We start from the raw sequence: 15,716 nt of genomic DNA on the forward strand, positions 1-15,716 counted from the left end.
CAATAAAAAAGGACGCTTAAGCGTCCTTTTCCATAAAGGTAATTTCCTTCGGAAATTACTCCCATTCAATCGTCGCTGGTGGCTTTGATGAAACATCATAAACCACACGGGAAACATCTTTGATTTCATTCATGATACGCGTCGAGATTTTATCAACCAATTCATACGGCAAATGTGCAAAACGTGCGGTCATAAAGTCAACCGTTTCCACTGCACGAAGTGCAATCACCCATGCATAACGACGACCATCACCCACCACACCCACAGATTTTACAGGTTGGAATACCGCAAATGCTTGTGCTGTTTTGTCGTACCAACCACTAGCACGAAGTTCCTGCATAAAGATATCATCTGCCAGACGTAAAATATCGGCGTATTCTTTTTTCACTTCACCCAAAATACGCACGCCCAAACCCGGACCCGGGAATGGATGACGATAAATCATGCTGTGTGGCAAGCCAAGCGTTGTACCCAATTTACGCACTTCATCTTTAAACAAGTCACGTAATGGCTCGACCAAATCAAACGCTAAATCTTCTGGTAAACCACCCACGTTGTGGTGGGATTTGATCACATGCGCTTTGCCTTGTTTACTGGCAGCAGATTCAATCACGTCAGGATAAATCGTACCTTGCGCCAAGAATTTCACACCATCAAGTTTACGCGCTTCTTCTGCAAAGACTTCGATAAATTCACGACCAATAATTTTACGTTTTTTCTCAGGATCAACTTCACCCGCAAGTGCAGTTAAGAAACGTTCTTCGGCATCCGCACGAATGACACGGATTCCCATATTGTCTGCAAACATTTGCATCACTTGGTTGCTTTCGTTTAAACGAAGCAAACCATTGTCTACAAATACACACGTTAATTGATCACCAATCGCTTTATGTAAAAGTGCAGCCACAACAGAGGAATCTACGCCACCAGATAAACCGAGTAATACTTTTTCATCTCCAATTTGCTGACGTAATTGTTCTACGCGCAAATCGATAATGTGCTCTGGCGTCCAAAGACCACCACAACCACAGATTTTATGCACAAAGTTAGACAGTAATTCTGCACCTTTGGCGGTATGCGTGACTTCCGGATGGAACTGAACTCCATAGAAACGGCGAGTTTCATCGGATGCTGCTGCGAATGGACAACTTGGCGTACTAGCCGTAGTCTGAAAACCTTCTGGTAAACGTCCTACTTTATCACCATGACTCATCCAGACATGGAGTTGATCTTCGCGATCCTGCAAATTGCCAATCAATTGATCACGTTGTTGAATGTCGACTTCGGCATAACCAAACTCATGCACCTTGCCCGGCTCAACTTTTCCGCCCAATTGCTCAGACATGGTTTGAAAACCATAACAAATCCCTAAGACAGGGACACCAAGCTCAAATACCACTTGTGGCGCACGTGGGCTACCTTCTTCATGTACGCTTTCAGGCCCACCAGACAAAATGATACCGTTCGGATTAAAAGCACGAATGTCTTGTTCAGACATATCAAAAGCATACATTTCAGAATATACACCCGCTTCACGTACACGACGTGCAATCAGCTGGCTGTATTGAGAGCCGAAATCCAAAATTAAGATACGGTCATCAGTAATGTGAGTATTGGTTGTCATGATTACGCAACTATGCAAGGCAACGAGAGAAGCGCAATATTCTAGCATTTTTCATGATGCCACGCACGTTCTTTCCATTGCCAAAAAACTTAATAAAAACAGTATTAAAAAAGGCACTACATGAGTGCCTTCTATTTAGTGCTGAATTTTTTCGATTTTCACGACTTCAATGTCTGTAGGTTTATAGCGATGAGTATCTACCTCGCCCACAACACGGACGTGATCACCGACTGTTAAGCCTGCTGCACGCCAAAGATCATCATCAATTTCCAGACTAATTGTGCCAGAACGATCTTTAAATTCGTAATGATCACTTTTAATATGTTTGGTAATTTGACCTGTCAATGTTACGCCCGTTTCATCTTTGATTTTTGCTACTTGCTGAACAGTCACCATATTTTTTGCAGCTTCCTGAATAATCACATGATCATCCTTGCCAGCAAATGCACTAGAAGATAAAACGACTGTCGCGGCGATAGAAGCAGTCAGGATAAACTTTTTCATTATTCTCTCTTGATATTAAATATATTCTGTTTTATCTAAACAGAAAGTGAAAAAGATGTCGGCTAGAGTTTTGTAATATAAGGTAAAAGTTAATTTACCCTATAAGTCTGAATAATTTATTTTTCAATCATTGCATCTAGACTGATTTTACCCGCACCATGTAACATCAAGAAAAATAAACCGCCCGCCATACTTAAGTTTTTCATAAAATTAATGGCTTGAGATTGATCTGTACCTTCATGGAAAATCAGTGCAGTAATAATACTAAAAACGCCAAGTCCCAATGCCGCTAAACGAGCCTGAAAACCAAATAAAAGCGCTAACCCACCGCCGAATTCAACCAAAATTGTTAAAGGTAATAGTCCACCTGGCACCCCCATCGACTCCATATAACCCACAGTTGCCGAATAAGCGGTAATTTTTCCCCAACCTGCAACTATAAAAATATAGGCCATCAGGATTCGTGCAACCAATGAGATAACAGCATCCGCACCAGATTGAGTGACGATGTTTTTTACGACTACATTTGGATTAAACATAAATAAGCCCTTTAGATTGATTTCAACGTATGTTGTTTTGATGAGATGATCTTAATCTGCTTTATTTTTGCAATAAATATTCATTTTTCAGACATATCGTTCTGAATAAAAGACAATAAAAGATGTAACTTTTTACTGAATCATACTGACTTTCACATAAGGCACTGCTAGGATTTGATCACAATTTTGCGCTGTAGCCTGTCATGGAACTTTTTGATTTTATTTTGCACGTTGATGATCACCTTCTTGAGTTTATTCGCAATTATGGCGTATGGATATATGCAATTTTGTTTCTGATTATTTTTGTGGAAACAGGATTGGTGGTAATGCCGTTCTTACCTGGCGACAGTTTACTGTTTGCAGCAGGTGCATTGGCTGCATCTACTGGTGCAATGGATCCATGGGTTCTGGGCATTCTTTTATTTATTGCAGCAGTATTGGGGGATACGCTAAATTATCATATTGGTCGTTTTATAGGGCCGCGTGTTTTTGAAATGAATTCACGTTTTATTAATAAGGCACATCTGACTAAAACTCATGCGTTTTTTGAACGTCATGGTGGTAAAACCATCATTTTTGCTCGATTTATTCCTTTTGCCCGTACTTTTGCGCCTTTTGTCGCAGGTGCAGGCAGCATGAACTATAAGTTTTTTCTGACCTATAATGTGATTGGAGCGCTGTGTTGGGTAGCTTCTTTTATTACATTGGGCTATTTATTTGGCAATATGCCGATGGTTAAAGATAATTTTACCCACTTAATTTTTGGCATTATTATTTTGAGTGTGTTACCGGGAATTTTTGCCTTTATTCGTCAGAAACTCAGCAATAAGCGTCAAGTTTTAAACTCTAAAAAGTAAGTTTAAAAGAATCGAAAAATCACGGGTAACATACATAATAACAGCAACATTGCCGATCCTTTATATAAACGGTCGGCTTGTAATCCCTTAATATTGCCTGCCAGTAAAGCCCGACCAAACACCATCCAGAACCATGACACTGGAAATAGAATCAAGCTAAATACGCCTAGTACTAAAATGGCATGTTCCAAAGAATCCCATGTCTCTGGCGGAAAAATTCCTGCGGCAAACAATAACGCTTTAGGGTTTTTTAAGGTCGAGAAAAATATCTGTTTAGGGCGAATCGTTTTATGACTTTGGCTATGTTTTTGTAAATGTGAGGTTTTCCACAAGTTAAACGCTAACCAAATGACATATAAAGCACTAATCACATGCAAAAGCGGAGTCAGTGCAGGCCAGATCGGTTGTCCAAGATGAATTAACAATGCCCAAATCGCAATACCATACAGATAACCCAACCATTCTGCTGGAATAAAAGAAGCCGTTTTTGTAATACCCTGATGATGTGCAGCACTGGCAAACAACGCATTGGTTGGACCAGGAATAAGTAGCACGGCTAGCATCGCCAATACAAAAAACCAGCTTTCAATCATAAAGTATCCATCGCGATTAAGGTGGGCACACCTTATATGAAATTGAATTTAACTGACAAGTTTTATTGACGTTTAAGCCTGAGCATAGATGATGAAATATCAATGCAAAGAAAACTAACAATATGATTTAAAAAGACATATCACGAAACATTTTGACAAACACTTATTCAGTCCTGATTCAAAAAATGTGAAGCAGGACTCGTTTTTAGGATTTTAACTGGCTTTTTTCTTGACCACAATAGGACAATTTTTAAATTGTGCTGCCTGAACAATCGCTTCTTGCTGACCTAATACGCGAGAAAGTTCCGTATTTTTGGTGTTTGAAGATTGTCCCATGTTGACTGAAACGCTTGGACCGAAGCCCCAACCACCACGTCCCCAGCCACCGCCAAGTCCAACGCCTACACCCACACCTGTCCGTTTCGGTGTCTGCACACCATTTTCAATATAGAGTTGAATACGATTATATTCACTTTGTAATTGCTGACAATTCAACGACTGGTATTGCGTTGGAGAGACATAGGTCGGTTTAACTGTGGTCGCACAAGCACCCAGCAATAGTGTTAATACGCTTAGAGGAAGGAAATATAAGCCTTTCATCGCTTTTCTCAAATTAATTGGGTTCAATTTCTGCGAACAGTGTCTGATACGCTTGTGTCAGCTTGTGTTCTGGCGATAGATGAACCAAGGGTAAATTTTTCTGATGTGATTCTTTCATTAAAATTGAAGGCGGTAACATACTGTTTAATACAGGTAAGCCTTCATCTTTTAATTGTTGTACCACTTCTCTTGGCAATTTTGCCTGTGCCTGAAATTGATTGACCACAATCCCTTCAATTTCCAGACCATTATTATGATCATCTTGGGTTTCGATCACATTTTCAATCAAAGTTTGTAACGCACGTTTGGAAAACACATCGCAATCAAATGGAATCAAGACGCGATCAGCGGCAATGAGCGCCGACAAAGTAAAGAAATTAAAAGCAGGCGGCGTATCGATATAAATCCGATCATATTGGCTGCTGAGTTGTTGCAAAGAATCACGTAATTTATAAATTTTATGCTTGGATTCAAGCGCATGCTCTAATGCACCCAGTGTTGGACTGGCTGGAATCACGTCCAGCTTTGGAAAAGCCGTATGATGCACAAAACTTTCCAAGCCTTTGGCACGTGATTTTAAAATTGAGCCGATGGCATTGCCAATCAACCCTTTTGGTTGATTATTACCTAAGACATCATCAAAAAAGTTTTCGATGTTCGGCTCTAGGGCATTTTTATCTGCGGAGTAAGTCGCCTGTTCACCTAATAGGTATTGGCTAGAATTGGCTTGTGGATCTAAATCAATCACCAGTGTTCTTAAGTTTTGCTGTGCGCTAATTGCAGCCAAATTTACCGTGATACTTGATTTACCCACACCACCTTTTTGGTTAAAAACCACCCGTGTCAACATGCTTCCCTCATCACTATTTTTTCAAACTTGTTTAGAGTTTAACCTAGCCAATCGATATAAATGCAAAGAATGTCAAACAATTAACCAAAAACTGGCTTGATCATGACTAAACCCAGAATAGCAACAAATGCCACACAGCCAATGACCAGACCTGCTTTGCGCTGTACCACTAAAATAGACTGATCCTTTTTAAATGCTTTACTGAATGACGAAAGCATTACCACAAACAGAATAATTTTGGCATAAAACCATGGCTGCATTTGAAAATGATTCAGCGATAACAAAACAAGTCCCGTAATGACAACAAGCGTAAATCCTGAATGTTGCAGGGCAATCCAGAGTTTATTGGTCACAGGAGACTCAGACTGATCAGGCGTAGTCATCCATAAAGGCATAGAACGTATCAGCACGGCTATCGCTGCAAGTGCCAATGCAACCAGATGAATGACAAGGACGAATAAATGTATATCCATTTTTATCTATCAATTTGTTTAATTTTTAGGTGCATGCGCACATTCAGGACTATCGGGTCCTTGGCCTTGCCATTCATCTGGCGTATAGGCATGAATCGCCAATGCATGAATTTTACCAGGATTCATTAAATCTGTTGCGACTGCATAGACTTTTTGGTGACGTTGCACCAGTCGAAGTCCCTGAAAAATTGGACTTACAATAGCGACTTTAAAATGACTTTCTTTACCCGGAAAGTAACCACCGTGACCCGCAGACTCGTTGATCACTTCAAGATGCGTGGGTTGCAATGTATTTAAACGTTCAATCAGTTGTTGTTCGAGCGTCATGATCAGTTACCTACTTACATAGAAAGATGGATGGAAGTATAACGTGCCTAAGATTAAAACACTGAAAAACACATAAAAAGTGAGTCAAATAGAATAACTCAGACGATCAGAGTGCGAATATGATTTTATTTTATGCAATCAGCAGCATTATTTGCATAAAGTGGTTGACCCTTGATTTGCTTAATGTATTATAAGCGGCACGCGGGAATAGCTCAGTTGGTAGAGCACAACCTTGCCAAGGTTGGGGTCGCGAGTTCGAGTCTCGTTTCCCGCTCCAGATTGTTTTTAGTGAAAGTTTTTTATAAAACTGCTCAAATATTTGCGGGAATAGCTCAGTTGGTAGAGCACAACCTTGCCAAGGTTGGGGTCGGGAGTTCGAGTCTCCTTTCCCGCTCCAGATTCAAAAAGCCCTCATCGAAAGATGGGGGCTTTTTTCTTGTTGATTATTAATAATATTTTTTCTAAAACCTATATGTTCCAGCTTTGGAAGAAGCTCTAAAAATTTTAGAAAAAGTATTGTATAAGCTCGCTGCGTGACCAAAAGTGCCCTAAACGTGCCTTCCCTTTATCATATACGAATCAATTCATTCGCTATTCTGGTATTTTTTTAATCAATTTCAGTATAGATAATCAGAACACCTTCCCCATACACTTGACTTCCCTTTTTTCCATCTATTTTAGTATTTTTTTATTTGCTTTATTTTGATGGTGACCAAATTTGGTCACCAAAAATACATAGTTAAAACATTTACTTATGATCAAAAAACTCAATTTTAATCAATCATTCTGCTCTTCATTTTTCTTAAATTTTAATAAATCACCCACTTCAACATTAAGTAATACACACAATTTTTCTAAGGTCTCAAAATCTATTCGAGTCGATTGACCATTATATAACTTATGCAATGTTGTCTTACTCATTCCAGTCGCTCGAACTACATCCGCAACTTTCATTCTTCGCTCTGCCAAAAGCACTGGCAAGTTACAAACTATCATTAATTACCACCATTGTGTAATAAAGTACTTGCATAGTGTCTTAAATGCATTTATTATCGCATTGTGGTCTTAAATAACACCATTGTGATACTTTATAAAAGGATACAAACATGAATCTTACTTATATTACTACAAAAGAATTGGCGGAACGAATCCATTATAACGAACGTACTATCCGTAATCAGTTAAAAGATAGCGTTTTGATCGAAGGCATTCATTACATTCGCCCTTTTGGTGGTCGCAAAATTTTATATGTATGGGAGCGTATTGAAGAAGATATGACTAAAACAACTTTAGGCTCGCTACACAGCCTACAACTTCTGTAAGGAGAACATAATTATGGCTGCTATTCGTACTAGATACGGTAAGTTATGTGTCGATTTTCGATACTTAAGTATCCGTTGCCGTGAAACCACCGCTCTTGAAGACAATGCTCAAAATCGAAAAAAGCTTGAAAAAGCGATTGAACGAATGGAGGCAGAAATCTTATTGGGTATTTTTGACTATGCTAAATACTTTCCAAAAAGTTCTCGTTTGAAAGAAATCAAAAATGCAGAAAACAGAGTAAATGAAATCAGCTCAAAAACACCTCTATTTTCTAAGTTCTGTGAAATCTGGTTCACTGATAAAGAAATAGAATGGCGTACAAGCTACAAGGAAAAAATTCAAATTGTGATCAGAAAGTACTTAATTCCTTTTTTTGGCACAATTCCGGTTATTAATATCAAAAAGTCAGACATTCTTGGATTCCGTTCATCCCTCGCCAAAGTGACTCACGGGAAAAACCAAGAATGCCTTTCACCATCAAGAATCAACCAGATTATGATAGCACTTCGTATGATACTCGATAGTGCTGCCGAACGATATGACTTTGACAGTCCTTATAAGAATATCAAGAACTTAAAGCAAGGGAAAATTGAAGTCACGCCTTTTTCATTAAAGGAAGTACATGCAATCTTGGCCACAGTTCGTGATGATTTTAAGCCTTATTACACTGTTCGGTTTTTCACAGGTATGCGCACCAGTGAAATTGATGGGTTGCAATGGAAAAATGTGGACTTGCAACGTCGGGAAATCCATATTCGTGAAGCCTTGGTGAATGGGGAACTGGGTGGAACCAAAACCTATGGTTCTGACCGCACAATCCAGATGAGTGACCGCGTTTACCAAGCCTTTCTGCAACAGAAAAGCTTAAATAATGGTAAATCAGAGTTTGTTTTCTGCAATCGTGATGGTGGACCTCTCGATTACCGTTTGGTGAATAAACGTGTCTGGCATCCGATCTTGCGCTTTCTAGGATTAAAGCCTAGAAGAGCCTACCAAACACGTCATACAGCAGCAACGCTCTGGCTGTCGGCAGGAGAGAATCCGGAATGGATCGCACGTCAATTGGGACATTCAACGACTGAAATGCTATTCCGGGTCTATAGCCGTTACATCCCCAATGTTACCCGTCGTGATGGCAGTGCATTTGAAGCCATGCTGGAAAAACTAAATACAGAGGAGCTTGCACATGAATAGTAAAGCTTTCTTTGGTGGTGTGGTCGTCAGTCCTGAAGCGGATACGGTCGCTCGTGAATTAATCCATGAGCTACACATTCCCAAACTGCACAATCTGGCGTTTTTGCTGGAGATCAACAAATGCTTCGATGATCACCAGGCGTTAAGACTGTGGCTACAGCGACTGCTGGATGATGGACAAGCCCATTACGATGACCTAGCCCAACAGGCTCGCCTCCGGTTAATGAGCTTAGCTCCCTGATCAAATAAATATACAAGGTCATCTGATTGATGACCTTAGCCCTCTATACCTATAAAAAAGGTGAACACATGCATAAACATATTTCAATTTGGATGCCACTCTATATTGGCGACCTACAGGCGAAATTTGCACGAATGACAGCAGAACAAATTGGTGCGGCACTGCTGTTAATGATGGATTTCTGGAAAAACGGTGCTATTCCTCATGACCTAGCTACGGTATGTAGCATCACAAAATTATCGCAACATACCAAGGCTAAAACTTTGTTGAATACGCTAATAGCCCTGGAATTGTTTGAAATCGAATCTGAGCAAATTCATTCAAGTTTTTTAACCAGTTTAAAAAGCCAGGCATTGCAAAATCAGCAAATGAAATCTGATAAAGCTAAAAATGCAGCTCAAGCACGTTGGGGAAAATCCGCAACTAATGCTCAAGCATCAGCCAAGCAACGAAAAGTAAATGCTCAAGCAGCTCCTGAGAAGAGCCCGAGTATTACTCAAGTCATGCTTGAACCATGCCCTTCATCTTCATCTTCATCTTCATCTTCATCTTCAAATTTTGAAGAAAAAAATGAGAGTTTTTTAGAAAATTCAAAATGGATTTAGGAGAACAATCATGAATACCATGCTTAAAACGCTCCAGTTTCGCGCAGAAACAACAGAAGCACTCTGCCCTACCCATCATATACCCCTGATGGAAATCGCCGGTCACAGGCTTTGCAAATTGTGTGCAAAAGAAATGGTCCATCGCTCACATGCAGCCTATGCAGATGAGCTGCAACAACGGTTGCTGCAACAGAAAATCAAAAACTCAGGGCTCAATAAACGCTACCTGGACCGTGGCTTCAAGAATTATGTAGTTGCATGTCCTGCTCAAGACAATGCCATAAAACTATGTCAGGCTTTTGCACAGCAAATTATTTCTGACCATTATCCAAACCTGCTGCTCATTGGTACACCAGGTACAGGAAAGACTCATCTGAGTGCGTCAATCATTCGCAACATTCTGCATAACAGTACAAAATCTGCACGCTACTATACCAGTGCAGAAATTGCTCAAAAAATGATGGACACCTGGTCAGATGCTTCACGCTCTGAAAAGGAAGTTATCGAGCATTTCTCCAGTTTTGATTTATTGGTGATAGATGAATATGGCCTGCATGACCGACATGAAAAACGCCTGGAGATGGTGCATAAGGTTTTATATAGTCGTTATGACAATATGAAATCTACACTGCTGATTTCCAATTTCACAATCCAAAATATGCAGCGGGATTTAGGTGCCCGATTATGGTCACGGTTACATGAGAACAATTTGATTGTAGTGCCATGTTATTGGGATGATCTAAGATTTAATCAGTAAAATAATTTAGATTTAGAATCTATATAAGTGTAAAACCTATAAGTATTGGTTTTACACTTAATATCAAGATAATTAGAAGTAGTAAGAATTCTCTCCATCCAAATTCAATACCATCTAATTTTCAAATATAACAAAATTAATTTAACAATATCAAAAATTGCTTTTTTAAGAGTTAAATCTATACTACCTTTTATGAAAATTGGTTCATATTTTTTCATCAAATTGAGAAAATAAAAATCGAAAATAACCCTTATCAATTTCAGTTAAATTTTTAAAATCATGTTAAAAAATTACATATTTTTTGTTATTTTCAACATAACTTATAGTATAATTATAATATATAAAACAGCATCTTGTGATAGGAAAATGAAAAAATGAAGCTCACATCTAATAAATTTTTAATTCCCTTTACTCTTATCATTTTAATCAGCAGTTTTTTAATTATTCTCTACCGTATTACTATCAGCTAATACAGAAATTTTTCATATAATGATATGAAAAGAATTTAAAAAATTTAGATCAAATGAAAACCGACATAATTTAGATATATTCAAATTATGTCATTATTGTTTCATCGTACTCATTCGCTATGAAATAAAATAAGCCAAATGAAATATTTTTACCAAGGCAAAAAGATCAACTTCGGCATCTGGACAGGTAAGACTTGATCAAAATATAAAGTACCCAAAAATGTTTATCCTATTTAAATGTGTTAAATCAAAAAACAATGACCATCCAACAACTTAAAATATTATATCTGCCTATAACTTTATTTGACAAAAGGTGGCAAAGTGCTTGCTACTTTAAAATTAGTGGCATTCCACCTGTATCGAAAGATCATAATTTCTTAAATGTTGTTGAATAGGCCTAAAAAGAGTTAACTTTAAGTTAAGCATTTACTTTATAACGCTTAACAAAAAGTGCTGCGCATTATGTGGCTTTTCATTTTCTATGCATGAGTTACGCTTCCAACTACCATCACTTTGTAATAGCCATGCTTGTTGATTATCCATTAAATAATTTTCTAACCCTTGCTGATAAATTCTTTTTTTGAGTCTAGTATTTTCAATAGGAAAGCACACTTCAACACGTTTAAATAAATTACGCTCCATCCAGTCAGCACTAGAACAATACACACGTGTATCACCATTATTGTAAAAATAATAGACACGAGTATGCTCAAGAAAACGCCCTACAATTGAGCGAACACGAATATTTTCTGATAAGCCAATTAGGCCTGGACGTAAACAACAAATAGAACGAATGATTAATTCTATTTGCACACCAGCTTGAGAAGCTTCGTATAATTTATTAATCAATTGAACTTCGGTTAGTGCATTGACCTTAATGATAATTTTTGCCGGTTTCCCTGCTTTCGCAAGCACAATCTCGTTTTCAATAAAATTCATCAACTGACTATGCAAAGTAAATGGTGCATGTAGAAGTTTCTTTAACTTCACCATTTTGCCCATACCGGTTAATTCTTGAAAAATACGATGTACATCTTCACACAAATCTTGATTGGTCGTTAATAAACCGTAATCAGTGTAAATTTTGGCATTGCCAGCATGATAATTTCCTGTACCTAAATGTGCGTAGCGCACCAGTTTTTGATTTTCTCGGCGTACCACCAAAATCATTTTGGCATGAGTTTTATAGCCGACAATGCCATATACCACCACGGCACCCGCTTCCTGTAAAACATTGGCAACAGCGATATTGGACTCTTCATCAAACCGTGCCCGTAATTCAATCACTGCGGTGACTTCTTTACCATTTCTTGCCGCCTCAGCCAAAATTTGCACAATTTCTGAATTTGCACCGCTACGGTACAAGGTCTGTTTAATGGCCAAAACATGCGGATCTTGCGCGGCTTCACGTAATAATCGAATTACAGGGGAAAATGATTCAAAAGGATGATGCAATAAAATATCTTGTTTCTGCATCGCACTGAAAATATTTGCAGATTTTTTCAGTATTTTTGGAATCACAGGAGTATGTGGCTCATAGCGTAAATATGGGCGTTTAAAATCCGAGACCAATCGAGCCAAATTAACAGGCCCGTCGACACGATACAATTGATGCGTATCCAAATCGAATTCTTTGAGTAAGTATTCATAAATATGTGTTGGACAATTTTTATTGACCTCCAAACGTACTGCCCGACCAAAACGGCGTGAACTGAGTTCGTCTTTTAAGGCTTCCGCTAAGTCTTCAACATCTTCAGTTAACGTTAAATCTGCATTTCGGGTTACTCTAAATTGATAGCAACCCGTTGCCGTCATTCCCGGAAATAAATCAGACACATGAGTATGAATAATTGAAGAGAGCATCACATGATGCTCTTTGCCTTCGGTCAACTCATCTGGCAAACGCACCACACGTGGCAATGAACGTGGTGCAGGAACCACTGCCAAATCGATCTGACGGCCAAAGGCATCCTTACCTTCCAAAGTCACAATGAAATTAAGTGATTTGTTGACCAAGCGTGGAAAGGGATGCGCAGGATCTAAACTTATTGGTGTTAAGGCTGGTGCAACCTGTTCCTGAAAATATTTTTTGACCCAATTAGATTGTGCTTGAGTTAACTCTCCACGTCTTAAAAAGCTGATGCCTTCTTCTCTTAACTGCGGAAAAATTTGCTCATTTAAAATTTGATATTGGCGTTCAATCGCAGCATGTGCTGTCTCCGAAATTTGATGTAAAATTTCTTGTGGGGATAAACCATCAGCCGTTTGTATGTCTCGCTCTTGAACAAAATGTTCCAACATAGTTGCAACACGAATTTCAAAAAACTCATCTAAATTTCTAGAAAAAATTAGGGTCTGTTGACATTTTCTGTTCAAAAAAATAGCGAGAAAGTAAAATTTAATCGCCAAACCAAATTTACTTCTCGCTATGCCTCGTACAATGCTGAATGATCAACACTGGTCTAAGTTACTTTCTATTTTCCGAAATTTTAATATCTATTTCAAATCTAATTTGAGAAATTTTGTCGAAGCAATACTTTATAGAATAAGAACAGGCTGTCCGTGGCGTGATTTGCCTAAGGAATTTGGTTCGTATAACTCAATCTTTAAAAAATATAATCGTTGGTGTAAAAATGATAAGTTAATGAAAGTATTTAAATTAATTTCTTCAAATGCTGATGTGGAATGGGTTTTTATTGATGGTAGTCATGTTCGGGCACATCAACATTCTGCTGGAATAAAAGATCAGGATATTTCTAAAAGCATTGGTGGCAATAGTTCTAAAATACACTTAGCTGTTGATGCGGATGGCAATCCAATCGAAATTATTATCTCCGATGGAACGACACATGATGTCAAGATTGCTCCCAAAATGATTGAAAAACTAGATTTGAGTGAAACGGAAGTGTGTTGTGCAGACAAAGGATATGACTCTGAATCATTAAGAGAACAAATATCTGCGAAAAAAACTAAAGCGAATATTCCAAGAAAATCAAATACCCAGTCAAATAATGACCATATGGATTGGTATTTATATAAAATCAGACACTTAGTGGAGAATGCATTTTGTAGGTTAAAGCAGTTCAGAGGAATAGCAACACGATATGATAAGTTAAAGTGTAGCTATGAGGGTGCAGTTGCATTAGCTTGTATATTTATTTGGCTACCTTTATCGGGTAAATTCTATACTTGAAATGTCAACAGACCCTAATAAAAAATTCAATTTTTCTAAGAGTGGATTTAAAGGATCGACCGCTTGTTCTAAGACACGTAAATTAAAATCTAAAATTGACAACTCGCGATTAATATATCGCTCAACTTGACCATATACCGGGGGGGAGGCTTGTGTAACTACGGAATTCATATACTACCCATATTTCTTAAAAGCAATGCCATTTTTAGTTGGCTAAAAATAAATAGAATTACAAAACAAAAACTTAAATATCATTCTAAAATATTGAAAATAAATCCTAAATTTACTGAATAACCATCCAAAGTACCGCCATTAAAATCGCCATATGCAGCATTTGTGCGGGGGCAAAATATAGAAAATATTTCCCGCCACCAGTTAAAAATGCATTGATGCTTTTAGAAAATGCATGTGCAGCCAAACCAATCATCATAGCGTAGACCAACGTCATCTGCTGTGGTGTTCCTTGCATCACCACCGTTGCCATGGCGGCATGCACTTCAAATAAAGAAGCGAAGAATGCCCCAATAATCAAACCGCTATCACCCAACACTACATTCAAGCCATATACCGCTGCTTGAATCACTGTCAGTGTTACCACAATGATCAAGGCTTCCTTAATGCTGAACATCCGACTGTCCATATGCGTAATATCATTTTGTGGTGTAGCCTGTTGACCCATCGTCGCTTTGGATGAATGAATTAACATCAAGGCAATGATCAAAAGCACTGCAATGCCAATACTGCAAGGCAACAATAAAACCTTAAACCAAGCAAAATTAATCCCTGCGACAATAATCAGCAGCTGTAACAGGGTCGCAATACAGGAAATTAAGCCTGCACCAGCATTAGATTTGGCTTCTGCTTTGCCTGAACGGACTTCCATGCCCAAACTGGCAATAGTTGCGGTGCTAGAAACAAAACCGGATGCCAAAGATGACAACATCAAGGCTTTATTGTTTGGCAAGAGACGTTTAGCAATATGTGCCAAGGACTGTACGCCTAAAATCATGATCAGCAGTTTTAGAATCACATATGGATTGAGTACTGTGCCCCACATTGCCTGATCCGGCATCAGTGGCAAGGCAATTAAAATCAGTGCCAGTAAAAACAAACCGTCACGCAGTTCAAAATGCTGAATCCAATTGCCAGCAAAATAATGCAATGACTGCTTGCCCATTAAAATCAGACACAACACTACCGCTAACCCTGCAGCAAGCGGCACATTAAACACACATAATGCACCAATCAAATAGGTCATCAAAAATGCCAGTTCAGTGGTCGCACCAATATCCTGTTTTTGTTTAATCAGGCTATAAACACAAAAAGTCGTGACTGAAAATGCACCTAAGATACCTACTGCAAGATGTAGTAAAAAACATACTGCCCCAAGCAAGGCGCAAATGGTAAATGAACGCAGTCCGGCAAAACTGGGTTCACTTTCTTTACGATTATGCCTTTCCCGTTCTAAACCGATTAATAAACCGCAGCCTAATGCAGATACCATGACTCTCAATAATTCTTGAAAGGACAAATCTAGTAATACAGTATTCAATTTCTTAGCCTCAA

17 protein-coding genes, 2 tRNA genes and 2 pseudogenes are annotated in these 15,716 nt (G+C 38.5%); 9 read left to right on the forward strand and 12 right to left on the reverse strand.

The window, feature by feature from the left end:
- Positions 1-55: 55 nt before the first annotated feature.
- The 3 genes from guaA to F944_RS01310 form a co-directional block, all read right to left on the reverse strand.
- Positions 56-1,624, reverse strand: a complete 1,569-nt coding sequence (guaA, locus tag F944_RS01300) for a glutamine-hydrolyzing GMP synthase (RefSeq protein WP_004985696.1) — start codon at positions 1,622-1,624, stop codon at positions 56-58.
- A gap of 135 nt (positions 1,625-1,759) precedes the next feature.
- Entirely contained in the window at positions 1,760-2,128 is a 369-nt protein-coding gene (locus tag F944_RS01305; protein WP_004985698.1) for a NirD/YgiW/YdeI family stress tolerance protein, read from the reverse strand.
- Positions 2,129-2,244: 116 nt separating this feature from the next.
- Positions 2,245-2,667 carry a DoxX family protein gene (locus F944_RS01310; RefSeq protein WP_004985700.1) on the reverse strand — a complete coding sequence of 141 codons (423 nt, stop codon included), beginning with the start codon at positions 2,665-2,667 and terminating at the stop codon, positions 2,245-2,247.
- A gap of 203 nt (positions 2,668-2,870) precedes the next feature.
- Between F944_RS01310 and F944_RS01315 the strand changes: the two genes are divergently transcribed.
- Positions 2,871-3,524 carry a DedA family protein gene (locus F944_RS01315; RefSeq protein ID WP_004985701.1) on the forward strand — a complete coding sequence of 218 codons (654 nt, stop codon included), beginning with the start codon at positions 2,871-2,873 and terminating at the stop codon, positions 3,522-3,524.
- 2 nt (positions 3,525-3,526) lie between these two features.
- Here F944_RS01315 and F944_RS01320 read toward each other — a convergent pair whose 3' ends face one another.
- The 5 genes from F944_RS01320 to F944_RS01340 form a co-directional block, all read right to left on the reverse strand.
- Positions 3,527-4,117, reverse strand: coding sequence for a LysE family translocator (locus F944_RS01320; protein ID WP_004985704.1), 591 nt, complete (start codon positions 4,115-4,117; stop codon positions 3,527-3,529).
- Between the two features lie 213 nt (positions 4,118-4,330).
- On the reverse strand, positions 4,331-4,717 hold the full coding sequence (locus F944_RS01325) for a hypothetical protein (protein ID WP_004985706.1): 387 nt from the start codon (positions 4,715-4,717) through the stop codon (positions 4,331-4,333).
- 13 nt (positions 4,718-4,730) lie between these two features.
- On the reverse strand, positions 4,731-5,567 hold the full coding sequence (locus tag F944_RS01330; RefSeq protein ID WP_004985709.1) for a ParA family protein: 837 nt from the start codon (positions 5,565-5,567) through the stop codon (positions 4,731-4,733).
- Between the two features lie 80 nt (positions 5,568-5,647).
- Positions 5,648-6,040, reverse strand: a complete 393-nt coding sequence (locus F944_RS01335) for a SirB2 family protein (protein WP_004985710.1) — start codon at positions 6,038-6,040, stop codon at positions 5,648-5,650.
- A gap of 18 nt (positions 6,041-6,058) precedes the next feature.
- Entirely contained in the window at positions 6,059-6,367 is a 309-nt protein-coding gene (locus F944_RS01340; protein WP_004985711.1) for a BolA family protein, read from the reverse strand.
- Positions 6,368-6,568: 201 nt separating this feature from the next.
- Here F944_RS01340 and F944_RS01345 point away from each other — a divergent pair.
- Together F944_RS01345 and F944_RS01350 are read left to right on the forward strand one after the other, a co-directional pair.
- Positions 6,569-6,644: transfer RNA gene (locus tag F944_RS01345), tRNA-Gly, on the forward strand.
- Between the two features lie 44 nt (positions 6,645-6,688).
- Positions 6,689-6,764: transfer RNA gene (locus F944_RS01350), tRNA-Gly, on the forward strand.
- Between the two features lie 380 nt (positions 6,765-7,144).
- On the opposite strand, the gene F944_RS01355 is transcribed toward F944_RS01350, so the two are convergent.
- Positions 7,145-7,363: a helix-turn-helix domain-containing protein gene (locus tag F944_RS01355; RefSeq protein WP_010588955.1), complete on the reverse strand. Its 219-nt coding sequence runs from the start codon at positions 7,361-7,363 to the stop codon at positions 7,145-7,147.
- 110 nt (positions 7,364-7,473) lie between these two features.
- Between F944_RS01355 and F944_RS01360 the strand changes: the two genes are divergently transcribed.
- The 5 genes from F944_RS01360 to F944_RS01380 all read left to right on the forward strand — a co-directional run bounded on the left by F944_RS01360 (position 7,474) and on the right by F944_RS01380 (position 10,487).
- Positions 7,474-7,689 (forward strand): hypothetical protein, encoded by a 216-nt coding sequence (locus tag F944_RS01360; RefSeq protein ID WP_004985715.1) that lies wholly within the window; start codon positions 7,474-7,476, stop codon positions 7,687-7,689.
- A gap of 13 nt (positions 7,690-7,702) precedes the next feature.
- Positions 7,703-8,884 (forward strand): site-specific integrase, encoded by a 1,182-nt coding sequence (locus F944_RS01365; protein WP_004985718.1) that lies wholly within the window; start codon positions 7,703-7,705, stop codon positions 8,882-8,884.
- Entirely contained in the window at positions 8,877-9,125 is a 249-nt protein-coding gene (locus tag F944_RS01370; RefSeq protein ID WP_004985719.1) for a hypothetical protein, read from the forward strand. Before F944_RS01365 ends, F944_RS01370 begins: the two co-directional genes overlap by 8 nt.
- 68 nt (positions 9,126-9,193) lie before the next feature.
- Positions 9,194-9,730 (forward strand): DUF1376 domain-containing protein, encoded by a 537-nt coding sequence (locus tag F944_RS01375; RefSeq protein WP_026039984.1) that lies wholly within the window; start codon positions 9,194-9,196, stop codon positions 9,728-9,730.
- Positions 9,731-9,740: 10 nt separating this feature from the next.
- Positions 9,741-10,487: an ATP-binding protein gene (locus F944_RS01380; RefSeq protein ID WP_004985725.1), complete on the forward strand. Its 747-nt coding sequence runs from the start codon at positions 9,741-9,743 to the stop codon at positions 10,485-10,487.
- Positions 10,488-11,383: 896 nt separating this feature from the next.
- Here the strand turns inward: F944_RS01380 and ppk1 are convergent.
- Positions 11,384-13,309, reverse strand: a pseudogene (ppk1, locus tag F944_RS01385) (polyphosphate kinase 1); the annotation flags it as partial.
- Between the two features lie 76 nt (positions 13,310-13,385).
- Here ppk1 and F944_RS01390 point away from each other — a divergent pair.
- Complete coding sequence (locus F944_RS01390) at positions 13,386-14,150, forward strand: IS5 family transposase (RefSeq protein ID WP_004985728.1); 765 nt, start codon at positions 13,386-13,388, stop codon at positions 14,148-14,150.
- A 15-nt stretch (positions 14,151-14,165) separates the two neighbouring features.
- On the opposite strand, the pseudogene F944_RS01395 reads toward F944_RS01390, so the two are convergent.
- Both F944_RS01395 and F944_RS01400 read right to left on the reverse strand, forming a co-directional pair.
- Positions 14,166-14,321: pseudogene (locus tag F944_RS01395) on the reverse strand (hypothetical protein); the annotation flags it as partial.
- A gap of 112 nt (positions 14,322-14,433) precedes the next feature.
- Positions 14,434-15,702 (reverse strand): MgtC/SapB family protein, encoded by a 1,269-nt coding sequence (locus tag F944_RS01400; RefSeq protein WP_004907087.1) that lies wholly within the window; start codon positions 15,700-15,702, stop codon positions 14,434-14,436.
- Positions 15,703-15,716: the final 14 nt, after the last annotated feature.

The organism is Acinetobacter ursingii DSM 16037 = CIP 107286 (genome assembly GCF_000368825.1).
GTDB lineage: Bacteria > Pseudomonadota > Gammaproteobacteria > Pseudomonadales > Moraxellaceae > Acinetobacter > Acinetobacter ursingii.